The sequence below is a fragment of the Pseudomonas sp. DF5 genome, assembly GCF_058148225.1.
Genome location: NZ_JBYVYM010000038.1, coordinates 15,227 through 38,592, shown reverse-complemented (window position 1 = coordinate 38,592; position 23,366 = coordinate 15,227). Strand labels below are relative to the sequence as shown.

The window sequence follows — 23,366 nt, the reverse complement described above, 5'->3', positions numbered from 1 at the left end:
GGCTGGCGATGATAGCAGACCAGACCTTTGCTGAACACCAATCACCCTAATACCCCTGATACATTTCATCAATCGGCCTGACGACGCAGGAAAGCCGGGATGTCCAGGTAGTCCAGATCATCTTGCGGGTTCATCTTCGCGGCAGTCGCAGCACCGGCCTGAGCCTGGTTGCGCATGACGGTAGGACGGTCCAGGTCACGGTAGTTCACCGCAGGCTGTTCCTGACGAACAGGGGCTTGTTGTTGTGGCTGGGAGGCCATCGAGGTGTGAACGGTGTTGTCGATAACCTTCACAGGCTTCTCGATTTTAGCGCCCAGACCCGTGGCAACCACGGTCACGTGCAGCTCGTCGCGCATGTCCGGATCGATAACGGTACCGACCTTGACCATCGCGTGCTCGGAAGCGAAGGCTTCGATGATGCTACCCACGTCGGAGTACTCACCCAGGGACAGGTCAGGACCGGCGGTGATGTTCACCAGGATGCCGCGTGCACCTTGCAGGTTCACGTCTTCGAGCAGCGGGTTGCGGATGGCTGCTTCAGTCGCTTCACGTGCACGGTTCGGACCGCTGGCGCAGCCAGTGCCCATCATCGCCATGCCCATTTCGCTCATCACGGTACGCACGTCGGCGAAGTCGACGTTGATCATGCCCGGACGCTTGATGATGTCGGAGATACCGCGAACGGCACCGGCCAGTACATCGTCGGCCTTGGCGAAAGCCGACAAGAGGCTTGCGTCCTTACCGAGGATGGTCAGCAGCTTCTCGTTGGGAATGGTGATCAACGAGTCGACGCTTTCAGACAGCAGACGGATACCTTCGTCGGCGAGCTGCATGCGCTTGCGGCCTTCGAACGGGAACGGACGAGTCACCACCGCAACGGTGAGGATCCCCATTTCCTTGGCCACTTCGGCGATGATCGGCGCAGCACCGGTACCGGTACCACCGCCCATGCCGGTAGTGATGAACACCATGTTGGTGCCCTGCAGGACTTCGGCAATGCGCTCACGGTCTTCGAGAGCGGCCTGACGACCTACTTCAGGGTTGGCGCCGGCACCCAGACCTTTGGTCACGCCGGTACCCAGTTGCAGGATGGTCCGCGCGCTGATGCTCTTCAGCGCTTGGGCATCAGTGTTGGCGCAGATGAACTCGACGCCTTCAATGTTGCTCTTGACCATGTGATTGACAGCGTTGCCGCCGCCTCCGCCAACACCGATAACTTTAATAACCGGGCTTGCGGGGATGTTGTCTACGAGTTCGAACATTTTCCCTCTCCTTACATTCTCTAGTTTTTTCGCCTACTGCTTTTGAAGCGGTGTTGCGGTAAAGCTTTAGAAATTGCCTTGTACCCAGCTCTTGATGCGATCGAGCAGAGCGGCTTTCGGTTCGTCGTTGCTGTAGCTGTCGCGGCTGCCGATGCCCGAGAACGAAATCCCGTCGGACTGCTTCTGCAGGCCGTACATCAACAGGCCGACGCCGGTGGAATAGATCGGGTTGCGAACCACGTCGTCCAGGCCCTTGACGCCATGGGGCACGCCCAGGCGAACCGGCATGTGGAAGATCTCTTCGGCCAGTTCGACCGCGCCTTCCATCTTCGACGTACCGCCGGTCAGCACGATGCCGGCCGGGATCAGGTCTTCATAGCCGCTGCGACGCAGTTCGGCCTGGATCAGGGTGAACAGCTCGTCGTAACGCGGCTCGACCACTTCGGCCAGGGCCTGGCGGGACAGTTCGCGCGGTGGACGGTCGCCGACACTCGGCACCTTGATGGTTTCACCGGCACCGGCCAGTTTGGCCAGGGCGCAGGCGTAGCGAATCTTGATTTCTTCGGCGTACTGGGTCGGGGTGCGCAACGCCATCGCGATGTCGTTGGTCACCTGGTCGCCCGCAATCGGGATCACTGCGGTGTGACGGATCGCGCCTTCGGTGAAGATCGCGATGTCGGTGGTACCGCCGCCGATGTCCACCAGGCACACGCCCAGCTCTTTCTCGTCGTCGGTCAGGACCGAATACGCGGAAGCCAGTTGCTCAAGAATGATGTCGTCGATTTCCAGGCCGCAGCGGCGCACGCATTTTTCAATGTTCTGTGCGGCGTTGACGGCGCAGGTGACCACGTGAACCTTGGCTTCCAGACGCACGCCGGACATGCCCAGCGGCTCGCGAACGCCTTCCTGGTTATCGATCACATAATCCTGCGGCAGGGTGTGCAGCACGCGCTGGTCAGCCGGGATTGCCACAGCCTGGGCGGCGTCGAGGACGCGTTCAAGGTCGGCGGAGCTGACTTCGCGATCACGAATCGCCACGATGCCGTGGGAGTTCAGGCTGCGGATGTGATTGCCGGCCACGCCGACGAACGCCGAATGGATCCGGCAACCGGCCATCAGCTGCGCTTCTTCAATCGCACGCTGGATCGACTGGACGGTGGACTCGATGTTCACCACTACGCCTTTTTTCAGGCCGCGGGACGGGTGAGTACCGATCCCGACGATTTCGAGCGTGCCGTCGTCCGCAACCTCGCCTACCAGCGCCACCACTTTGGAGGTGCCGATATCGAGACCGACGATCATTTTGCCGCTTTGCACGTTTGCCATGGGTCCTGCCTCTTCTCAATTCTTCGCGACAGCGGGTTGGGCTGTCGTGGGCGCTACAGGTTCTCGCCAGCCAACGGCGAGGCCGTTGGCGTAGCGCAGATCGATGCGCGCAATGTTCGTAATCTGCTCTTTAAGCGTCTTGTCATAGATGGCAATGAAACGGCGCATCTTTTCCACCAGATTGCCGCGTCCCAGCAGCAGTTCGATTCCCGGGCCCGCGCTGCCTGCGCCGGTGGTCAGGAACCAGCTGCCTCGTTCACGCAACTCCAGGCGTGCAATCGAGAAGCCCAACGGCCTGAGCATCTGGCTCAGCACCTGGTATTGCTGCATCACTTGCTGCTGGGCGCGCTGCGGGCCGAACAGCTGTGGCAAGTGTTCATAGTTCGCCAGCTCGCGCGGGGTGAACGCCTGTCCCTGGTTGTTCAACAGCGACTCATCGCCCCAACGGGCCACCGGCAGTTGTTCTTCCAGGCGAATCACTACCTGATCCGGCCACACCCGACGCACTTCGGCGTGGGCAATCCATGGCATCTGTTCAAGCTCGGTGCGCATGCTCGCCAGGTCGATGGTGAAGAAGCTCGACGCCACGTACGGGGCGATCCGCTGCTGCACCGCTTGCTGGCTGATGTAACTCAAGTCGCCCTGCACGGCGATTTTGGTGATCGGCCGGTCGGCGTACGGCAGCAAACGCTGTGCGCCTTCGTAAGTACCGAACCCCAACGCCACCAGCAGTACCGGCCAGAACAGGCTTTTCAGAAAACCAAAGTTGGCTTTCGGCAGGCGCGCGGACATCGGCTCTTTGGCCACCATTCGGCTGGCACCCCGCGGCACCGGCTTGCGGCCGGGCGGTACGGAGGGCTGATGTCTCAGCTGTGCGCCTTGCATGGTATTAACCTCGCGGCTCGATGCTTGCGGCCAAAATCGCCAGAACCAGTTGCTGGAAATCCAGGCCGGCGGCACGGGCCGCCATTGGCACCAGACTGTGATCGGTCATGCCTGGCGCAGTGTTGACTTCCAGGAACCAGAACTGCCCGTCGGCGTCCTGCATCACGTCCGCCCTGCCCCAACCGGCGATACCCAGCGCCTCACAGGCTTTGGCCGTGAGGTCCATGAGTTCCTTTTCTTTGGCGCTGTCCAGGCCGCATGGAATGCGGTACTGGGTATCGTTGGCGATGTACTTGGCGTCGTAGTCGTAGAAACTGTGCGTCGTGCCCAGGGCGATCGGTGGCAACACTTGGTCACGCAGGGTGGCGATGGTGAACTCCGGGCCGTGAATCCATTGCTCGACCAACACTTGCGAATCGTAGGTACTGGCCGCTTTCCACGCCTCGATCAACTCGGGTGCGGAAGTCACTTTGGCCATCCCGATACTGGAACCTTCATGGGCCGGTTTGACGATCAACGGGAAGCCCAGTTCCGTGGCCGCCGAAATACAGTCGGCCTCGCAGCTCAGTACCGCGTGGCGTGGTGTCGGAATGCCGAGGCTGTGCCAGACCTGCTTGGTGCGCAGTTTGTCCATGGCCAGGGCCGAGGCCAGAATGCCGCTGCCGGTGTACGGAATCCCTGCACATTCGAGCAGGCCCTGCATGCTGCCGTCTTCACCGCCACGACCGTGGAGGATGATGAAGGCGCGGTCGATTTTTTCGCTCAGCAGACGCTGCAGCAGGTCATCACCCACATCAATACCGAACGCGTCCACGCCGGCGCTTTGCAGTGCTTCGAGCACCGCGTTACCCGACTTCAGGGACACTTCACGCTCGGCACTCTTGCCGCCGAACAGCACGGCGACGCGACCGAAATCTTTCGGCGCGACAGTGGAGACGAGGTTGGCGTAAGCAGCAGTCATTTCAACTTCCCCTCTACCGGTGCGGCAACGGCTCCGGCGAACAACGGACTGTTCAACAGTTTGGGTGCGAGACCGCCGATATCACCGGCGCCCTGACACAGCAGAATGTCGCCGGCACGCAGCAGCGGCTTGACGATTGGCGCGAGGTCGATGCCGCGCTCGATGTAGATCGGGTCGAGCTGACCGCGCTGACGGATGCTGTTGCACAGCTTGCGACTGTCGGCACCCGGAATCGGCTCTTCGCCGGCCGGATAGACTTCCATCAGCAGCAGCACGTTGGCGTCGGCCAGCACATTGACGAAATCGTCGTACAGGTCGCGGGTGCGGCTGTAGCGGTGCGGCTGGTAAACCATCACCAGACGGCGCTCCGGCCAGCCACCGCGCACGGCTTTGATCACGGCCGCGACTTCGGTCGGGTGGTGACCGTAGTCGTCCACCAGCATCACGTTGCCGCCTTCGACCGGCAGTTCGCCGTACACCTGGAAGCGACGGCCAACACCCTGGAACCCGGACAAGCCCTGGACGATGGCTTCATCGCTGACGCCTTCGTCGGTGGCGATGCAAATGGTCGCCAGCGCGTTCAACACGTTGTGGTTGCCCGGCATGTTCACCGAGACATCCAACGGCTCGCGGTCAGGGCGCAGCACGGTGAAGAACGTCTGCATGCCTTGTTGGCGCACATTGATGGCGCGTACGTCGGCGTCATCGCCGAAGCCGTAAGTGACCGTCGGACGCTTCACCAGCGGGAGGATTTCACGCACCACCGGATCGTCCAGGCACACCACCGCCAAACCGTAGAACGGCAGGTTGTGCAGGAACTCGACGAAGGTTTTCTTCAGCTTGTTGAAGTCGCCGTCGTAGGTCGCCATGTGATCGGCGTCGATGTTGGTGACCACGGCCACCAGCGGCTGCAAGTGCAGGAAGCTGGCATCGCTTTCGTCGGCTTCGGCGATCAGGTAGCGGCTGGTGCCAAGCTGGGCATTGGTGCCCGCGGCATTCAGACGGCCACCGATGACGAACGTCGGGTCCAGGCCACCGGCGGCGAACACCGAGGCGATCAGGCTGGTGGTGGTGGTTTTGCCGTGAGTACCGGCGACGGCGATGCCGTGGCGGTAGCGCATCAGCTCGGCGAGCATCTCGGCACGCGGCACCACCGGAATCCGGCGTTCCAGCGCTGTCGCGACCTCCGGGTTGGACGTGTTGACGGCGCTCGACACCACCAGCACGTCGGCGGCTGCGGCGTTCTCGGCACGGTGGCCGATGAAAATATGCGCACCAAAAGATTCCAGGCGCTCGGTCACCGGCGAAGCTTTCAAGTCGGAACCGGACACTTGATAGCCCAGGTTCAGCAACACTTCGGCGATGCCGCACATGCCCACTCCGCCGATTCCGACGAAGTGGATGCGACGGATGCGGCGCATTTCCGGTTGTGGCATGGCTTTCTTGTTCTCAACCATGGGCCACCTCAAGGCAAGTATCGACCACGTTACGAGTGGCATCGGGTTTGGCCAGGCGGCGTGCCGCGCTGGCCATGTCGTTGAGTCGTTGCGGTTGCATCAAGACCTCTGTCAGGCGAGCGGCAAGGTCCGCTGCACCAGTCGTTCTTTGCGGCATCAGGAAGGCTGCGCCTTCACGGGCCAAATAATCGGCGTTGCGGGTCTGGTGATCGTCGATCGCGTGGGGCAAAGGCACCAACATCGAGGGCAGACCGGCGGCCGCCAGTTCACTGATGGTCAGCGCGCCTGCGCGGCACACCACCAGGTCGGCCCAGCCATAGGCTTGGGCCATGTCTTTGATGAAAGGCTGCACTTGCGCCTCGACGCCAGCCGCGCGATAGCGCTCTGCAGTCACTTCATCGTGGTTTTTGCCAGCCTGATGGAACACGTCCGGGCGCAGGTCGGGGGCGACTTGCGACAGGGCTTCAGGCAGCAACTTGTTCAACGGCTCTGCGCCCAGGCTTCCGCCCAGGATCAGCAAACGCGCCTTGCGACCGGCCAGGGCAGGTCGCGGTGTTTCGAGGAACAGCTCGGTGCGCACCGGGTTACCGGTGGTCCGACGGCTGTCCGACAGGGTAAAGGTGTCGGGGAACGCTTCACAGACTCGGGCGGCCAACGGCACCAGCAACCGATTGGCGGTACCGGCCACGGCGTTCTGCTCGTGAACGATGACCGGCACGCCGGCCAGTCTGGCTGCAACGCCGCCAGGGCCAGTCACAAAACCACCAAAGCCGACCACACAGACTGGCCGCAGCTGACGAATGATCGCCCGCGCCTGCCAGATCGACTTGAGCAACATGACCGGCGCCTTGAGCAGGGACAATTTGCCCTTGCCGCGCAAACCGCTGGCGTGGATCCGATGCAATTCAATACCGGCCGCCGGCACCAGATCGTTTTCGATCCCGCGGGGCGTGCCGAGCCAGTGCACGGTGTAGCCACGGGCCTGGAACTCACGCGCACAGGAAAGTGCCGGGAACACATGGCCCCCGGTGCCGCCAGCCATGATCAGTACGTTAGCGCCCATGGTTCGGCTCCTCGGCGAAGTCGCTCTCATGGAATTCCATTTCTTCGCTGCCCAAATGGGTTCGACTCTCCCACTCGATGCGCAGCAACAAGCCAAGACAGGCACAGCAGATCACCAACGAACTGCCGCCATAACTGAGGAATGGCAGGGTCAGACCTTTGGTCGGCAGCAGGCCGACGTTCACGCCGATGTTGATCAGGAACTGGCCGATCCACAGGAACGACAAACCGTAAGCAACGTAGGCGGCAAAAAACTGTTTGGCTTTCTCGGCCCACAGACCGATGTACATGCCACGAATACACACGAAGACGAACAGCGCCACCGTGCACAAGGAACCCACGGCACCCAGCTCTTCAGCCAGCACCGAAAACACGAAGTCGGTGTGGGCTTCCGGCAGGTAGAACTGTTTCTGCACGCTGTTGCCCAAGCCGACGCCCAGCCATTCGCCGCGACCGAAAGCGATCAAGGCCTGGGAGAGCTGATAGCCGGCACCGAACTGGTCGGCCCACGGATCGGCAAAGTTGGTCAGACGCGCCATTCGATACGGCTGCATCTGAATCAACAACACCACCGCCGCGACAGCCAGGACCACCATCAGGGAAAACCGGAACAGGCCGACTCCGCCGAGGAACAGCATTGCCGCCGCCGCCCCCATCATCACGACGGTGGCACCGAAGTCCGGCTCCATCAGCAACAGCCCCGCCATCGGCAGCAGCACGATGAACGGCTTGAAGAAGCCCATCCAGCTTTCACGCACTTCTTTCTGACGGCGCACCAGATAACCGGCGAGGTAGATCACCACGAACACCTTGGCGATCTCGGAAGGCTGAACGTTGAAGAAACTGAAGCCGATCCAGCGCATCGAACCGTTCACTTCCCGACCGATCCCCGGGACGATCACCATCACCAGCAAGCCGAACGCACCAAGCAGCATCAGCCAGCCCAGGCGTTGCCAGGTGGCAATCGGAATCATCATGGTGACGATGCAGGCACCCAGGCCCAGCACAACGTAGATCAGGTGGCGAATCATGTAGTACAGGGCGCTGCCCGACTGCACCGCCCCCACCTCGGTCGACGCCGAGGCAATCATGATCAGCCCCAGGCCGAGCAGTGCCAGGCAACCGGCGAGCATCGGGAAATCGAGGTCGATACCGCGCCCGGTGATCAGCGGCGATGGATACGGCTTGATGATGTTCTTCAAGCTCATGCCAGATCCTCCACGGCGCGGACGAACTGGTGACCACGGTCTTCATAGTTCTTGAACATGTCGAAGCTGGCGCAAGCCGGCGACAGCAGCACCGCGTCGCCCTTTTCGGCGATGGCGCGGCATTGCTCGACCGCTTCGATCAGCGAGCCAACGCGAATCAGTGGCACGGCATCGCCGATGGCCTCACCGATCTTGTCGGAATCACGGCCCATCAAAATGACGGCGCGGCAGTTGGCCGCCACCGGATCACGCAAATCCTTGAATTCGGCGCCCTTGCCATCGCCACCGGCGATCAGCACAAGCTTGCCGTCGATGTCCGCCCCCAGGCCTTCGATGGCCGCCAATGCGGCGCCGACGTTGGTGGCTTTGGAATCGTTGTAATAGCCCACGCCATCGAGGTCGCGGACCCACTGGCAGCGATGCTCGAGCCCGGCGAAATTACGCAGGGCCGAAAGCATGGCGTCGAACGGCAGGCCCACGGCGTGACCCAGCGCCAAGGCCGCCAGGGCGTTGGACTGGTTATGCGCGCCACGAACTTTCAACTCGCGCACCGGCATCAGGTTCTGGAATTCGAAGGCCAGGTATTTCTCGCCGTTCTCTTCTCGAATGCCGAAGGCCTTGAAGTCGGGTTTGTTCAAACCGAAGGTCCAGCACGGCTGACCTTCACCCATCAGCGGACGGCTCAGGGCGTCCTGACGGTTGACCACAAACTGCCTGGCGCCCCGGAAGATCCGGTGCTTGGCCAAGTGGTAGGCCGGCAGGCCGCTGTAGCGGTCCATGTGGTCTTCACTGATGTTGAGCACGGTCGCCACTTCGGCGTTGAGTTGATCGGTGGTTTCGAGCTGGAAGCTCGACAGTTCCATCACGTACAACTCGATGTCGTCGCTGAGCAAATCCAGCGCCGGCGTGCCCAGGTTGCCACCAACAGCGACACGTTTGCCCGCCGCAGCCGCCATTTCGCCGACCAGGGTAGTGACGGTGCTTTTGGCATTGGAACCGGTAATGGCGACAATCGGCGCTTTCGCGTTACGCGCGAACAGCTCGATGTCACCGGACATTTTTACGCCACGGGCGGCGGCAGCCTGCAGGGCCGGGGTCGCCAGCGCCAGGCCGGGGCTCACGTAGAGCTCGTCGGCACGGCACAGGAATTCGACGTCCAGCTCGCCACAACGCACTTCCACGTGCGGATAGTCACGCTTGAGCGTGGCCAGTTCCGGTGGATTTTCCCGCGTATCGGCGACAGCAAACGACACGCCCCGATTCGCCAGGAAGCGAACCAGGGACATGCCGCTCTTGCCGAGGCCGACAACGATGCGGAAGTGGTCAGAAGCGATCAGAGACACTCGTTCTACCTCAGCTTCAGGGTGGCAAGGCCGATCAACACGAGAATCACGGTGATGATCCAGAAACGGACGATCACGCGCGGCTCGGGCCAGCCCTTGAGTTCAAAGTGGTGGTGAATCGGTGCCATGCGGAACACACGGCGACCGGTCAGCTTAAAGGAGGCGACCTGAATGACGACTGACAGGGTCTCCATCACGAACACACCGCCCATGATGAACAGGACGATTTCCTGACGGACGATCACTGCGATGGTGCCCAGGGCCGCACCCAGCGCCAGCGCGCCAACGTCGCCCATGAAGACTTGTGCCGGATAGGTATTGAACCAGAGGAAGCCCAGGCCCGCACCGATCAAGGCGCCGCAGAACACAATCAGCTCACCCGCGCCCGGTACGTAAGGAATCAGCAGGTATTCGGCGAACTTCACGTTACCCGACAGGTAGCAGAAGATCCCCAGGCCGCCGCCGACCATCACGGTGGGCATGATCGCCAGACCGTCGAGGCCGTCGGTCAGGTTGACGGCGTTGCTCGAGCCGACAATCACGAAATAGGTCAGGACGATGAAGCCTGCGCCCAGCGGAATGCTGTAGTCCTTGAGCATCGGCAGGATCAGGGTGGTTTCCACCGGCGTCGCGGCGGTCATATAAAGGAAGATCGCCGCGCCCAGGCCGAAAACCGACTGCCAGAAATACTTCCAGCGGCTCGGAAGGCCGCGGGAGTTTTTCTCGATGACTTTGCGGTAGTCGTCAACCCAGCCGATGGCGCCGAACAGCAGGGTCACCAACAACACGACCCAAACGTAACGGTTGGTCAGGTCAGCCCAAAGCAAGGTGCTGACGCCGATGGAGGAAAGAATCAGCGCGCCGCCCATGGTCGGGGTGCCCGACTTCGACAGGTGCGATTGCGGACCGTCGTTGCGAACGGATTGACCGATCTGACGGTTCTGCAGAGTGCGGATCATCCACGGGCCATAGCACAGCGACAAGACCAGCGCGGTCAGTACACCGAGAATCCCGCGCAGGGTCAGGTACTGAAAGACCGCGAAGCCTTTGTAGAACTGTTGCAGATACTCCGCTAGCAGCAGCAGCATTAATGTTTCTCCAGACTGGTCCCGCACAAAGCGGCAACGATGTTTTCCATCGCAGCGCTGCGCGAGCCCTTGATCAAAAAGGTGGTGTTTGTGTCCTGCTCGGCTTCCAGGGCCTTGATCAGTTCAGCCTGTGTGCTGAAGTGAAAGGCCTGCTCGCCGAAAGCGTTCACGGCGTGAGCCATCATTGGCCCGACGGCGTAAAGCGCGGAAACCTTGCCGCGGGCGTAATCGCCCACATCGCGGTGCCCCTGCTCTGCCCACGCGCCCAACTCGCCGATATCCCCGAGCACCAAAACGGTGCGGCCGGAAAAGCCGGCGAGTATATCAACGGCGGCGCACATAGAGGTGGGGTTCGCGTTGTATGTGTCATCGATTACGCGCATGCCGTTAGGCGCCAGTTGCGCGACGGTGCGTCCCTTGACCGGTTGCACGGCACCAAGGCCGGTGGCGATACCGAATAACGACACACCCAAGGCATGAGCGGCAGCGGCAGCGGCCATGGCATTGGCGACGTTATGGGTGCCGAGCAGATTCAGTTGAACCCGCTCGACACCTACAGGGCTGTGCAGATTGAACGCCGGGCAACCGCGGGCATCGCGGTCCAGATCGCTGGCATAGAAATCGGCGTTGACGTTATTCAGCGCAAAGGTCAGCACTTTGCGACCGGCGGCACGGGTCTTCCAGATATCGAAGGCCTTGTCGTCGAGATTCAGCACGGCGATGCCATCGGCATCCAGCCCTTCGAGAATCTCGCCCTTGGCTTCGACGATTTTTTCCGGCCCGCCGAACTCGCCAACATGGGCGGTCCCGGCGTTGTTGATGATGGCCACGTGGGGCTTGGTCATGGCAACGGTGTAGGCAATCTCGCCAATGCGCGAAGCGCCGAGTTCGATCACCGCGGCGGTGTGTTCCGGCGCCAGTTCGAGCAGGGTCAGCGGTGCGCCGAGGTCATTGTTCAAGTTGCCACGGGTCGCCAGCACCGGACCGCGTGTGCGCAGGATGCTCGCCAGCATTTCCTTGACCGTGGTTTTGCCGCTGGAACCGGTAACGGCCGCGACCGGCTGAGTGAACGCGGCACGGTTGATCGCGCCCAATTGGCCGAGGGCCTGGCGGGTGTCCTTGACCAGCAGTTGCGGCAGCGGGCTGTCAGCCACTTTGCGCTCGACCAGGGCAGCCACTGCGCCTTTGGCGGCGACATCATTCAGGTAGTCATGGCCATCGAAACGCGGGCCGGCCAGAGCGATGAACAATTGGCCGGGCTTGATCGCACGGCTGTCGATACTGACGCCGTCGAAACTGGCATCACCGGCAATCAAACGAGCATTCAGTGCGCCGGTCAGCTCGCTCAGTTTCAAGGCTTTAAGCATGGGCCACCTCCCACGCGGTCAGGGCATGATCAGCCTCGACCAGATCGGAGAAAGCGAGGCGTTCGCCATTGATTTCCTGATAGTCCTCATGACCTTTACCGGCCAGGACAATCACGTCATCCGCCGAAGCGCTGGCGATCAGCTGGGCAATCGCCTGGCCACGGCCGGCGACGAAGGTGACTTTATCCACAGCGGTGAAACCGGCGCGGATGTCGTCGAAAATCGCGGCTGGGTCTTCGGTGCGCGGGTTGTCGTCGGTGACCAGCACACCATCGGCCAGACGCTCCACCACTTCCGCCATCAGCGGACGCTTGCCGCGATCGCGATCACCGCCGCAACCGAACAGGCACAGCAACCGGCCTTTGGCGTGAGGACGCAGGGCCATCAAGACTTTTTCCAGCGCATCCGGCGTGTGGGCGTAATCGACCACCACCAACGGCTGAGTGCCGCCGCCCAGACGCTGCATGCGACCGGCCGGGCCTTCGAGTTTCGGCAGCACGTTGAGGATTTCGTCCAGCGCGTAGTCCAGACCGAGCAAGGCACCGACTGCGGCCAACACGTTGCTCAGGTTGAAACGACCGAGCAAGGTGCTGCGTAAATGGTGTTCGCCTTGGGGCGTGACCAGCGTGGCGCGCACGCCTTCGTCATTGAACTGCGCTTCGCGGCAATACAGGTAAGCGCGGGAGTCTTCCAGGCTGTAAGTGATCAGCCGCGACTCACCCTCATCAGCCGCCAGTTGCCGGCCAAAATCGTCGTCGAGGTTGACCACCCGGCACTTCAGATCATTCCAGGCAAACAACCTGGCCTTGGTTTCGCCATAGGCCTGCATGGTGCCGTGGTAATCCAGATGATCGCGCGACAGGTTGGTCATCACCGCCACATCGAAGGCCAGTGCGGTTACGCGGCCCTGATCCAGCCCATGGGAAGAGACTTCCATGGCCACGGCTTTGGCACCGGCCTTTTTCAGGTCGGCAAGGGTTGCTTGCAGCGCAATCGGGTTCGGCGTGGTGTGCAAGCCGCTTTCCAGCGCGCCATGGAAACCGGAGCCCAGAGTGCCAACGATACCGCAGTGTTGACCGAGCAAATCGAGGGCTTGCGCGACCAATTGGGTCACGCTGGTTTTACCGTTGGTGCCGGTCACGCCGATCAGGTTCATGTGACGGCTCGGGTCGCCGTAAAAGCGCCCGGCGATATCCGACAGCTGCGCCGCCAGGCCTTTTACCGGAATCAGCGGCACGTCGGTAATCGGCAGCACGGTCGCGCCTTCGACTTCATAAGCCACGGCGGCAGCACCGCGCTGCAAGGCGTCGGCGATGTGCGCACGACCGTCGAACTTGCCGCCAGGGACCGCAAGGAACAAATCACCTGCCCGTACGTTACGGCTGTCCAGCGCCAGTTCTCGGATCAATAGATCATGGCCGGCATGGGCGAAAATCTTGTTCAGGCTCAGCGACATCAGCCGCGCCCTCCATTAGCTTTCAGCGGAACGACCGGTGCGGCGTTCGCTTGTTGAGTGGCTGGCAGGTTGTCCGGGGTGATGTTCATCAGGCGCAAGGTCCCGGACATCACTTTGCTGAACACCGGCGCCGATACCAGACCACCGAAATAACCGGCCTTGGTCGGTTCGTCGATCACCACCACGATCGCGTAACGCGGGTCGCTCATCGGGCCGAAACCGGCGAACAGCGAGCGGTAGGAGTTCTCGGCGTAGCCTTTGGTTCCGACCGACGTCTTACGCGCAGTACCCGACTTGCCGCCCACGTGATACGCCGGCACTTGCGCACGGAATACGCCGCGCGGGGCTTCGATCACTTGTTGCAGCATGCCTTGCATGGTTTTCGCGACGGCTTCCGGCAGCACCTGAGTGGTTTGCGGCGCCTTGTCGGTTTTGATCAGGGTCAACGGTGCGAGGCGACCATTGTTGGCCAGGGCCGAGAAGGCGTGGACCAACTGGATCGCGGTCACGGAAATACCGTAGCCGTAGGACAGCGTGGCGGTTTCAGCCTTGCGCCATTCGCGGTAGTTCGGCAGGTTGCCGACGCGCTCCCCCGGGAAACCCAAGCCGGTGTCCTGGCCGAGGCCAACTTTCTGTGCCAGACGGAAAATCGTTTCGCCGCCGATATCGAACGCGACCTTACTCATGCCGACGTTACTGGAATTGATCAGGATACCGGTCAGGTCGAGCACCGGACCTTCGGTCTTGGATACGTCCTTGATGGTGTATTTACCAATCTGCAAACTGCCCGGGTACACCTCGACGGTGTCGCTCGGTTTCCAGCGCCCGGTTTCGATCGCGGCGCTCATGGAGATCGCTTTCATGGTCGAACCCGGCTCGAACACGTCGATCATCGCGCGGTTGCGCATCATCGCCGGTTGCAGGTTGCGACGGTTGTTCGGGTTGTAGGTCGGCTGGTTGACCATGGCGAGAATCTCGCCGGTCTTCACGTCCATGATCACCAGGCTACCGGCCTTGGCGCCGTTCTCGATGATCGCGTTGCGCAGTTCGCGGTTGGCCAGGTATTGCAGGCGCAGGTCAATGGACAACGCCAAGGGCTTGCCGGCCTTGGCGTTTTTGGTGACCTGGACATCTTTGATCAGCCGGCCGCGCCGGTCCTTGATGACCTGTCGCTTGCCGGGCACTCCGGCCAGCCATTCGTCGTAGGCCAGCTCGACGCCTTCGCGCCCGTGATCGTCGATGTCGGTAAAGCCGACCATGTGGGCGGTGACTTCACCGGCGGGGTAGAAACGCCGGAACTCTTCGATGCCATAAACGCCTGGCACTTTCAGATCGAGCACAGCCTGGCCCTGCTCGGGGGTCAGCCCGCGCACCAGGTAAATGAATTCTTTGTTGGCCTGGGCTTCGAGACGTTCGGCCAGAGCTTTGGGGTCCTGCCCCAGGGCCGCCGCCAATGCCGGCCATTTTTCTTTGGCCGTTTGCATTTCCTTGGCGTTGGCCCACAGGGTGGTGACCGGGGTACTCACGGCCAAAGGCTCGCCATTACGGTCGGTGATCAGACCACGGTGAGCCGGAATCGGGATATGCCGAACGCTACGCGCGTCGCCCTGACCTTTAAGGAAGTCACGGTCGACCACTTGCAGATCGATGATGCGCCAGGAAATCGCGGCCACCATGATGCCGAGCAAACCCAACACCAGACGGAACCGCCATGGAAAGAGTGCGCCTTCGAGTTTCATCATGGCGCCACCATCTGTACTTCAGCGGCACCAGGAATGCGCATCTTCAGTTGCTCGGTCGCCAACACTTCGATACGGCTGTGGGCGGTCCAGGTGCTCTGTTCGAGAATCAACCGGCCCCACTCCGCCTGCGCCTTGTCGCGCACGCTCAATTCGTTGTACAGCGAATTCAACAGCTGACGGTTCCAGTGCGCGCTATAGGACACGCCGATGGCCGACACGAGCACGCCGATAAACAGCAGCAGCATGAAAAAGCTTCCGCCGGGAAGTGGCTTGGCGAAAAGCTTGCTCACCGCAGCTTCTCCGCGACGCGCATGATGGCGCTACGGGAACGTGGGTTGGCTTTGAGTTCGGCCTCGGAGGCGGACTGCGCTTTGCCATGGATTTTGATTTTCGGTTCGAAGGCGACGTGACGGACCGGCAGGTTGCGCGGCAGGTTGTCGGCTTCGCCTTTCACCAGTTTGCGCATGAACAGTTTGACAATTCGGTCTTCCAGCGAGTGGAAGCTGATAACCACCAGACGACCGCCAACTTCCAGGCACTCCAGCGCGGCTTCGAGGCCGGTTTCCAGATCGCCCAGTTCGTTGTTGACGTGAATACGCAGCCCCTGGAAAGCACGGGTGGCCGGGTTTTTGCCCTTTTCCCACGCAGGGTTGGCGACTTTCAGCACTTCTGCCAGATCGGCAGTGCGTTCGAATGGCTTGATGTCCCGACGTTCAGCCACGGCACGCGCCATGCGGCCGGAGAATCGTTCTTCACCGTATTCCTTGAACACCCGGGCGATTTCTTCCACCGGCGCAGTGTTGACGAATTCGGCGGCGCTGATCCCACGGGACGGATCCATACGCATATCCAACGGGCCGTCGTTGAGAAAACTGAAGCCGCGCTCAGGGTCGTCGAGCTGCGGCGAAGACACGCCCAGGTCGAGCAGAACACCGCTGACCTTGCCGGCCAGACCGCGCTCGGAGACTTCCGAACCGAGCTCGGCAAAGCTGCGCTGTACAACGACAAAGCGGCCGTCTTCGGCCGCTAGCGTTTGCCCGGTGGCAATCGCTTGAGGATCTTTGTCGAATCCGAGCAGCCGGCCATCAGGTCCGAGCTTGCTGAGGATCAACCGGCTGTGTCCGCCGCGCCCGAACGTGCCATCCAGATAGCAGCCATCAGGACGTACGGCGAGAGCCTCGACGGCTTCGTCAAGCAGTACGGTGATGTGGTTAAAGCCGCTATCAATAGTCACAGGATCAAATCACGCAGTTCATCAGGCATGGCGCCCGGTTGTTGAATAGCAGCCAGGTCCGCGGCAGAAACCGCATTCCAGGCATCCTCGTCCCACAATTGGAACTTGTTCAGTTGGCCCACCAGCATTGCGCGCTTATCCAACTTGGCATATTCGCGAAGACGTGGCGGAACCAGAAAACGACCACTGCCATCGAGCTCGAGGTCGACGGCATTACCAATCAGTAACCGTTGCAGGCGGCGGTTTTCTTCGCGAAGCGAAGGCAGTGCGCGCAGTTTGGTTTCGATAATTTCCCACTCATCGAGGGGATAAACACACAAACACGGATCAACGGCATCGATGGTGACGATTAATTGACCGGAACTACGCGAAACGAGCTCGTCACGGTACCGGCTCGGCATGGCGAGACGGCCCTTTGCATCGAGACTGATAGCGTTAGCTCCGCGAAACACGTCAGCGTTTCTCCAAATATTAGCGTTTTGCGCTCAAAAAACCCACTTCATGCCACTTTCCGCCACTTGCGCACACTATAGGAATGCGCCCACCACACCGTCAAGGCGCGGATAGAAGGAAAAGCCTTACAGAACGGAGATTTAGGAGCGTAAAAGGAGGAGGAACGAGAATCTGGCGGATGAATTTGTTCAATAACTTGAATCAGCACAGAAGGCTGCGTTCAGAAGTTAAAGTAGTTTGTTAAGAGTAAGATTTTTTCGGTATTACAAAAGCGCTTCTGCTATTGATTCAGCAGGGAGGGAAATTGCCATTACGCATATCGCTGCCAATGATTGAAGCAGAGAAGAAAAAAAGGTGGAGAGTCGATCTGTAAGCCGGGTTCTGTCTTGAACAGTCATTCGTCTACGATGGCCATCACTGGACATCTTTAGCAACCTACCCGGTCCCAGCGCGGGCCACGCCTTGGGACCCTATTTGGTCTTGCTCCAAGTGGGGTTTACCTAGCCACGAACTGTTGCCAGACGTGCGGTGCGCTCTTACCGCACCTTTTCACCCTTACCGGCGCCGAAGCGCTTAGGCGGTTATTTTCTGTGGCACTTTCCGTAGGCTCACGCCTCCCAGGCATTACCTGGCACTTCGCCCTATGGAGCCCGGACTTTCCTCCCCCCCCTAATTTTCATAGAGGGCAGCGACTGTCCGATCGACTCTCCGCCGCGAAGGTTAACGGCAGAGCGACCGAAGAACAAGCGCTAAAAGCCTCTGGCCGGCCATGTGCGTCGTTTTTACTCGCCCTTCTGTTTATCCAGCGCAACCTGATAGAGCACATTCTTGCGCTCGCCGGTAATTTGCGCCGCCAATGCCGCTGCACGTTTGAGCGGCATTTCTTCAAGCAACAGATTGAGAATACGCATGGCCTCACTGCTGACAGCGTCTTCTGTTTCCGGGGCAGTCCAGCCGGCGACCAACACCACGCACTCGCCGCGCTGCTGATTACTGTCCGATTCGACGAATTCGCGCAACTCAGCCAAGGGCAAGCCTTTAAGGGTTTCGAAGGTCTTGGTCAGTTCGCGCGCCAGCAATGCCGGGCGATCGGCGCCGAACACCAGCTCCATGTCCTGCAGGCATTCAAGGATGCGGTGCGGGGCTTCATAGAAAATCAGCGTGCGCGGCTCTTCTTTTATCAGCTCCAGGCGAGCGCGTCGGCCAACAGCCTTGGCCGGCAGAAAACCTTCGAAGATGAAACGGTCCGATGGCAGCCCCGCCGCCGACAGTGCCGCGATCAATGCGCAGGCACCCGGAACCGGCACCACATTGATCCCGGCAGCACGGGCCTGACGCACCAGGTGATAACCCGGATCGGAAATCAGCGGCGTCCCGGCATCGGAGATCAACGCCACATCATCACCAGCCAGCAGACGCGAGATAAAGCGGTTACCCTCCTCCCGTTCATTGTGTTCGTGGCAGGCCGCCAGCGGCGTGGGGATACCGAAATGCTGCATCAATCGCTGGGAGTGACGAGTATCTTCGGCAGCGATCAAGGAAACCTCGCGCAGGATCTTCAGCGCACGCGCACTGATGTCGTCCAGGTTGCCGATGGGCGTCGCCACCACATAAAGCGAGCCAGCAGCGGAATTCAAAGCACCTGGAGCAGTCAAAGCGCACACCTCATGATCGGTAAAAGCCGCCATTGTAGCGCGTAGCGACATTCGCGATACCTGCAAGCAACCCTCGGTTTTCCAGCCTTTTGTGCAGTGCGGCAACATTTGCACGAGCTAAATTGATCGATTCACGCCAGTAACATCGCGCCCCGGCCAGCGCTTGGGTACAATTCCACGCCTATTTGATCGAGTATCAGGAACACTTACATGATCGCTTGCCTGCGGCTGTTCTCTGCCCTCTGCCTCGCTGCCTTGCTGGCGGCTTGCGCCAGCTCGCCCTCCTCCAGCCTTGGCGAACTTCCACGGACCCCGGATGCCAGTATCGAGCAACTGCTCGAACAGGCCGTTCAAAGTAAAGCGCCGGACAAGGCAGCCTTGCTGCGCTTGAGCGCAGCAGACCTGGCTTATCGTCAGGGTAATGCCGGCCAGTCCGCGCAAATCCTGCAACAAGTGCCAATGGAACAACTGAAACCCGGTCAACAAATCTTCGCCAGCACCCTGGCGGCTGAATTGGCCATGGTACGCAATCAGCCCAAAGCGGCGCTGACCGCCTTGAGCCATCCGAGCCTGCAACGCCTGAGCGAACTGCCAGTCGAACAACAGGTTCGTACCGGCACCGTTCATGCCCGCGCCCTTGAGGCCGACGGCCAGACCCTGGCCGCCGCACGGGAGCGCATTTTCATCGCTCCGATGCTGAACGATGAAGCCGCGAGCAAAAACCACGAAGCCATCTGGACCCTGATCGCTTCGCTGCCGACCGATCAATTGCAGCCAACCACCGACGACGACCTCGGCGGCTGGTTGAGCCTGGCGCAGGCAGTGAAGACTGCCGGCACCCTGGAACAGCAGCAAGCCGCGATCGACAGCTGGCGCGCGAAAAATCCAAAGCACCCGGCCGCCATCCAGCTGCCGTTGCCACTGACCAAACTCAAGGAACTGGCCAGCCAGCCCCTGAGCAAGATTGCCCTGCTGCTGCCGCAAGACGGCCCGCTGGCTTCGGTCAGCAAAGCATTGCGCGAAGGCTTCATGGCCGCCCACTACCAGGCACAACAAGCCGGGCAGAAGCCGCCAGCCATCGAGTTCTATGACAGCTCGCGCCTGAACTCCCTCGACGAGTTCTATCGCAAGGCCCAGGCCGACGGTGTGCAACTGGTGATCGGCCCGCTGGAAAAACCGCTGGTCAAGCAGCTCAGCGCTCGCCCGCAACTGCCGATCACCACCCTGGCGCTGAACTACAGCGAAGGCGAACAAGGTCCGGCCCAGCTGTTCCAGTTCGGCCTTGCCGCTGAAGATGAAGCCCGCGAAGTGTCCCGTCGCGCGCGCGCCGACGGCCTGCATCGCGCCGCCATCATGGTGCCGAAAGGCGAATGGGGCGACCGCGTACTCAGAGCGTTCAGCCAAGACTGGCAAGCCAACGGCGGCAGCATTGTCGCTACCGAGCGCGTCGACCAACCGGTGCAACTGGCCCAGCAAATTGCCGACATGTTCCAGCTGCGTCAGAGCGAAGGCCGCGCCAAGAGCCTGCAAAGCACCGTAGGTTCGCAGGTAGCCGCCCAGCCTTCGCGCCGCCAGGACATTGAGTTCATCTTCCTGGCCGCGACACCACAACAGGCTCAACAGATCAAACCAACCCTGAACTTCCAGTACGCAGGTGACGTACCGGTGTACGCCACCTCCCACGTGTTCAGCGCCAGCGGCGACCAGAACCAGTACAACGACATGAACGGCATTCGCTTCTGCGAAACCCCATGGCTGCTGGATGCCAACGATCCGCTGCGCAAACAGGTCACTGCACAATGGCCACAAGCCGCTGGCAGCCTGGGCCGTCTATACGCGATGGGCGTTGACGCCTATCGCCTGGCACCACGCCTGGGGCAACTCAAGGCCTTGCCGGACAGCCGCATCGAAGGTCAATCGGGCAGCCTGGGCATGACTCAGAATCAACGGGTCGTGCGTCAGTTGCCATGGGCACAGTTCGTCAGCGGTCAGGTTCAACGCCTGCCAGACACCTCGCACTGATGCCCGACAGGTCACGCCAGCAAAGCGGTAAGGATGCCGAGCGCCATGCGCTCGAGCATCTTCAGCAACAAGGTCTGCGCCTGCTGGCGCAGAACTGGTTATGCAAACGCGGCGAGCTTGATCTGGTCATGCTTGATGGCGATACAGTAGTATTCGTCGAAGTCCGCTACAGAAAAAACACCCAATGGGGTGGCGCGCTCGATAGCATCGATGGGCGCAAACGGCAGAAACTGATTTTCGCCGCGCAGTATTTTCTTCAGCGCGAGTCGCGTTGGGCCAATTCCCCCTGCCGCTTCGACGTGGTTGCCATCGACAGCAACCTTGATCAGTTGAATTGGTTGCAGAATGCCTTCGACAGCTGATCGCTTTCTTCCGAACCGGACACTTTCACACTTTTGCTCTTTGCTTTGCGGGCTGCACATTCATGTGCCGAGTAGCCGCGCTAATTAAGGTCACACAGATGGACATGCAATCGCGAATTCGCCAGCTTTTTCAGGCCAGTATCGACACCAAGCAACAGGCGATGGACGTACTTGCACCGCACATCGAGCAAGCCAGCCAGGTCATGGTCAACGCCCTGCTCAACGAGGGCAAAATGCTGTCATGCGGCAACGGCGGCTCCGCCGGTGACGCACAGCACTTCTCGTCCGAACTGCTCAACCGCTTCGAGCGCGAGCGCCCGAGCCTGCCGGCCATCGCACTGACCACCGACAGCTCGACGATCACCTCGATCGCCAACGACTACAGCTACAACGAAATCTTCTCCAAACAGATCCGCGCCCTCGGTCAACCGGGTGACGTATTGCTGGCCATTTCCACCAGCGGCAACTCGGCGAACATTATTCAAGCGATCCAGGCCGCACATGATCGTGAAATGATTGTCGTAGCATTGACGGGTCGTGATGGCGGCGGCATGGCGTCACTGCTTTTGCCGGAGGACGTCGAGATTCGCGTACCGGCCAACGTCACTGCACGTATTCAGGAAGTCCACCTGCTGGCGATCCATTGCCTTTGCGATCTGATCGACAGCCAACTGTTCGGGAGTGAAGAATGACCCCTAATCGCCTAGGCTTTCTGGCCTTGACCCTGTGCCTCGGCATCAGCGGCTGCACATCAGTGGTTAACGCCAGCCGTGAAGCGCCGATCGAAGATGACCGCGGTACGCGCACCTTCGGCAGCAAGATCGACGATTCTCTGATCGACACCAAGGTCGGCGTGAACATCGCCAAGGCCGATCCGGCCCTGGACAACGATTCGCACATCGTCGTCACCAGCTTCAACGGTGTTGTGTTGCTCGCCGGGCAAACCCCGCGCGCCGACCTCAAGGCCAAGGCCGAACAGGTCGCCGCCTCCGTTCAGCGCGTGAAGAAGGTGCACAACGAACTGCAAGTGCTGCAGCCCTCCTCGCTGCTGGCGCGCCAGAACGACACCTGGCTGACCACCAAGATCAAGACCCAGATGCTCACCGATCCCTCCATCCCGGGCTCGCGCATCAAGGTTGTGACTGAAAACGGCATCGTGTATCTGCTCGGCCTGCTGACCAAGCAGGAAGCGGCACAGGCGACCAATCTGGTGCAAGGCGTTTCCGGCGTGCAGAAGATTGTGAAGCTGTTTGAGTACATCGACTGATACTTGTTTACCGGCGATAGCGTCCTGGAGTTCGCCTTCGCCGGCTAGCCTGGCTCCTATAAATAAAAAAGGCGATCCATCCGGATCGCCTTTTTTATTACTTCACCACTTTCAAACTGGGCCGACCGCTGGGACGCGGCGGCTCGCTGTCAGGTGGCGGAGCATCATCATCCGACTCGATCTCATCCTCGTCTTCCAGAGGCGATTCCATATCGAACACCATGCCTTGGCCATTCTCCCGAGCGTAAATGCCCAGGATCGACGCGATAGGCACGTACAAGGTGTGCGGCACACCACCGAAGCGCCCTTCAAAACTGACCGCGTCGTTGTCCATATGCAAATGACGCACGGCCGCCGGGGATACGTTCAGGACAATCTGCCCGTCACTGGCAAAACCCTGAGGCACCTGCACCGACGGATACTCGGAATTGACCAGCATGTGCGGGGTGCAATCGTTGTCCACAATCCACTCGTAGAGCGCGCGGACCAGATAAGGTCGACTGGAGTTCATAGCGGCTCCTTAAGCCTTAGCGCATATCGCGTTCGACACCAGACAGACTCGCCTGGAAAGCCTCACGCGCAAACTGGCGCTCCATGTAATCAAGCAGCGGCTTGGCAGGCCGCGGCAGTTCTATACCCAGAATCGGCAATCGCCAGAGTATTGGTAATAGGCAGCAATCCACCAGACTTTGTTCCTCACTGAGGAAAAACGGCTTGTCGGCGAATAGCGGCGACACACCGGTCAGGCTTTCGCGCAGTTCTTTGCGAGCCACTACGCGGGCTGCTTCCTTGGTCCGCGAATCCAGGATCAGATCCACCAGGCCACACCAGTCACGCTGAATGCGATGAATCAGCAGACGGCTGTTGGCACGCGCCACGGGATAAACCGGCAGTAACGGCGGGTGCGGGTAACGCTCATCCAGATACTCCATCACCACGGTCGACTCCCACAACGCCAGGTCACGATCGACCAGGGTGGGCAGGCTTCCGTAAGGGTTCACTTCAATCAGTTTAGGCGGCTGACGACCAGCCTCCACGTAAATGATCTCGGCGCTGACACCCTTCTCTGCAAGTACGATGCGCACTCGGTGGGAATAGTGGTCGGCGGGGTCGGAGTAACAGGCCAACCGATTGGTCACGCCCATGGCGGTCCTCCTCGCTTGTTGAAATTATCGAAAACGGAAAAACACGCGCGCCCAGAGGGCGCCTCCCGTAA

The 23,366-nt window shown here is 60.6% G+C and carries 22 protein-coding genes and 1 other RNA gene; 4 read left to right on the top strand and 19 right to left on the bottom strand.

All coding sequences use genetic code 11. From position 1 onward, the window contains the following. Positions 1-68: 68 nt before the first annotated feature. From ftsZ to rsmI, 17 genes are all read right to left on the bottom strand, one after another. Positions 69-1,262, bottom strand: coding sequence for a cell division protein FtsZ (gene ftsZ / locus AC30D7_RS26820; protein ID WP_095051261.1), 1,194 nt, complete (start codon positions 1,260-1,262; stop codon positions 69-71). Positions 1,263-1,328: 66 nt separating this feature from the next. Continuing rightward, positions 1,329-2,588, bottom strand: coding sequence for a cell division protein FtsA (ftsA, locus tag AC30D7_RS26815; RefSeq protein ID WP_007939849.1), 1,260 nt, complete (start codon positions 2,586-2,588; stop codon positions 1,329-1,331). Between the two features lie 15 nt (positions 2,589-2,603). Further along, complete coding sequence (locus AC30D7_RS26810; protein WP_490136076.1) at positions 2,604-3,473, bottom strand: cell division protein FtsQ/DivIB; 870 nt, start codon at positions 3,471-3,473, stop codon at positions 2,604-2,606. 4 nt (positions 3,474-3,477) lie between these two features. Further along, a complete protein-coding gene (locus AC30D7_RS26805; RefSeq protein WP_490136075.1) occupies positions 3,478-4,434 on the bottom strand; it encodes a D-alanine--D-alanine ligase in 957 nt (318 codons plus the stop codon). Then, on the bottom strand, positions 4,431-5,891 hold the full coding sequence (gene murC / locus AC30D7_RS26800; protein WP_018930135.1) for a UDP-N-acetylmuramate--L-alanine ligase: 1,461 nt from the start codon (positions 5,889-5,891) through the stop codon (positions 4,431-4,433). Before murC ends, AC30D7_RS26805 begins: the two co-directional genes overlap by 4 nt. Next, positions 5,884-6,954: an undecaprenyldiphospho-muramoylpentapeptide beta-N-acetylglucosaminyltransferase gene (murG, locus tag AC30D7_RS26795; RefSeq protein ID WP_018930134.1), complete on the bottom strand. Its 1,071-nt coding sequence runs from the start codon at positions 6,952-6,954 to the stop codon at positions 5,884-5,886. The genes murC and murG overlap by 8 nt, the downstream gene beginning before the upstream one ends. Then, positions 6,944-8,161 carry a putative lipid II flippase FtsW gene (gene ftsW, locus AC30D7_RS26790; RefSeq protein WP_019582352.1) on the bottom strand — a complete coding sequence of 406 codons (1,218 nt, stop codon included), beginning with the start codon at positions 8,159-8,161 and terminating at the stop codon, positions 6,944-6,946. Before ftsW ends, murG begins: the two co-directional genes overlap by 11 nt. After that, positions 8,158-9,504 (bottom strand): UDP-N-acetylmuramoyl-L-alanine--D-glutamate ligase, encoded by a 1,347-nt coding sequence (murD, locus tag AC30D7_RS26785; RefSeq protein ID WP_490136074.1) that lies wholly within the window; start codon positions 9,502-9,504, stop codon positions 8,158-8,160. Before murD ends, ftsW begins: the two co-directional genes overlap by 4 nt. A gap of 5 nt (positions 9,505-9,509) precedes the next feature. Then, positions 9,510-10,592: a phospho-N-acetylmuramoyl-pentapeptide-transferase gene (mraY, locus tag AC30D7_RS26780; RefSeq protein WP_008016698.1), complete on the bottom strand. Its 1,083-nt coding sequence runs from the start codon at positions 10,590-10,592 to the stop codon at positions 9,510-9,512. Beyond that, positions 10,592-11,959, bottom strand: coding sequence for a UDP-N-acetylmuramoyl-tripeptide--D-alanyl-D-alanine ligase (locus AC30D7_RS26775; protein WP_490136073.1), 1,368 nt, complete (start codon positions 11,957-11,959; stop codon positions 10,592-10,594). The genes mraY and AC30D7_RS26775 overlap by 1 nt, the downstream gene beginning before the upstream one ends. Then, positions 11,952-13,415, bottom strand: coding sequence for a UDP-N-acetylmuramoyl-L-alanyl-D-glutamate--2,6-diaminopimelate ligase (locus AC30D7_RS26770; RefSeq protein WP_490136072.1), 1,464 nt, complete (start codon positions 13,413-13,415; stop codon positions 11,952-11,954). Before AC30D7_RS26770 ends, AC30D7_RS26775 begins: the two co-directional genes overlap by 8 nt. Further along, positions 13,415-15,154, bottom strand: coding sequence for a peptidoglycan D,D-transpeptidase FtsI family protein (locus AC30D7_RS26765; protein WP_490136084.1), 1,740 nt, complete (start codon positions 15,152-15,154; stop codon positions 13,415-13,417). The genes AC30D7_RS26770 and AC30D7_RS26765 overlap by 1 nt, the downstream gene beginning before the upstream one ends. Next, entirely contained in the window at positions 15,154-15,447 is a 294-nt protein-coding gene (ftsL, locus tag AC30D7_RS26760; protein WP_003205353.1) for a cell division protein FtsL, read from the bottom strand. Before ftsL ends, AC30D7_RS26765 begins: the two co-directional genes overlap by 1 nt. Then, complete coding sequence (gene rsmH / locus AC30D7_RS26755) at positions 15,444-16,391, bottom strand: 16S rRNA (cytosine(1402)-N(4))-methyltransferase RsmH (protein WP_490136071.1); 948 nt, start codon at positions 16,389-16,391, stop codon at positions 15,444-15,446. The genes ftsL and rsmH overlap by 4 nt, the downstream gene beginning before the upstream one ends. Beyond that, the gene (gene mraZ, locus AC30D7_RS26750; protein WP_003205355.1) at positions 16,388-16,843 is read right to left on the bottom strand and encodes a division/cell wall cluster transcriptional repressor MraZ; all 456 of its coding nucleotides are present in this window, start codon (positions 16,841-16,843) and stop codon (positions 16,388-16,390) included. Before mraZ ends, rsmH begins: the two co-directional genes overlap by 4 nt. A gap of 355 nt (positions 16,844-17,198) precedes the next feature. Next, positions 17,199-17,552, bottom strand: an RNA gene (gene rnpB / locus AC30D7_RS26745) — RNase P RNA component class A. A gap of 74 nt (positions 17,553-17,626) precedes the next feature. Beyond that, positions 17,627-18,532 (bottom strand): 16S rRNA (cytidine(1402)-2'-O)-methyltransferase, encoded by a 906-nt coding sequence (gene rsmI, locus AC30D7_RS26740; protein WP_490136083.1) that lies wholly within the window; start codon positions 18,530-18,532, stop codon positions 17,627-17,629. A 177-nt stretch (positions 18,533-18,709) separates the two neighbouring features. On the opposite strand from rsmI, the gene AC30D7_RS26735 reads away from it, so the two are divergent. The 4 genes from AC30D7_RS26735 to AC30D7_RS26720 all read left to right on the top strand — a co-directional run bounded on the left by AC30D7_RS26735 (position 18,710) and on the right by AC30D7_RS26720 (position 22,150). Further along, on the top strand, positions 18,710-20,521 hold the full coding sequence (locus AC30D7_RS26735; RefSeq protein WP_490136070.1) for a penicillin-binding protein activator: 1,812 nt from the start codon (positions 18,710-18,712) through the stop codon (positions 20,519-20,521). Then, positions 20,521-20,883: a YraN family protein gene (locus AC30D7_RS26730; protein WP_007904371.1), complete on the top strand. Its 363-nt coding sequence runs from the start codon at positions 20,521-20,523 to the stop codon at positions 20,881-20,883. Before AC30D7_RS26735 ends, AC30D7_RS26730 begins: the two co-directional genes overlap by 1 nt. A gap of 98 nt (positions 20,884-20,981) precedes the next feature. Next, the gene (locus AC30D7_RS26725) at positions 20,982-21,575 is read left to right on the top strand and encodes a phosphoheptose isomerase (protein ID WP_007904374.1); all 594 of its coding nucleotides are present in this window, start codon (positions 20,982-20,984) and stop codon (positions 21,573-21,575) included. Beyond that, positions 21,572-22,150 (top strand): BON domain-containing protein, encoded by a 579-nt coding sequence (locus tag AC30D7_RS26720; RefSeq protein ID WP_019651809.1) that lies wholly within the window; start codon positions 21,572-21,574, stop codon positions 22,148-22,150. Before AC30D7_RS26725 ends, AC30D7_RS26720 begins: the two co-directional genes overlap by 4 nt. 97 nt (positions 22,151-22,247) lie before the next feature. Here AC30D7_RS26720 and AC30D7_RS26715 read toward each other — a convergent pair whose 3' ends face one another. Then, entirely contained in the window at positions 22,248-22,661 is a 414-nt protein-coding gene (locus tag AC30D7_RS26715; protein WP_490136069.1) for a ClpXP protease specificity-enhancing factor, read from the bottom strand. Between the two features lie 16 nt (positions 22,662-22,677). Then, positions 22,678-23,295: a glutathione S-transferase N-terminal domain-containing protein gene (locus AC30D7_RS26710; protein ID WP_007939828.1), complete on the bottom strand. Its 618-nt coding sequence runs from the start codon at positions 23,293-23,295 to the stop codon at positions 22,678-22,680. Positions 23,296-23,366 lie beyond the last annotated feature (71 nt).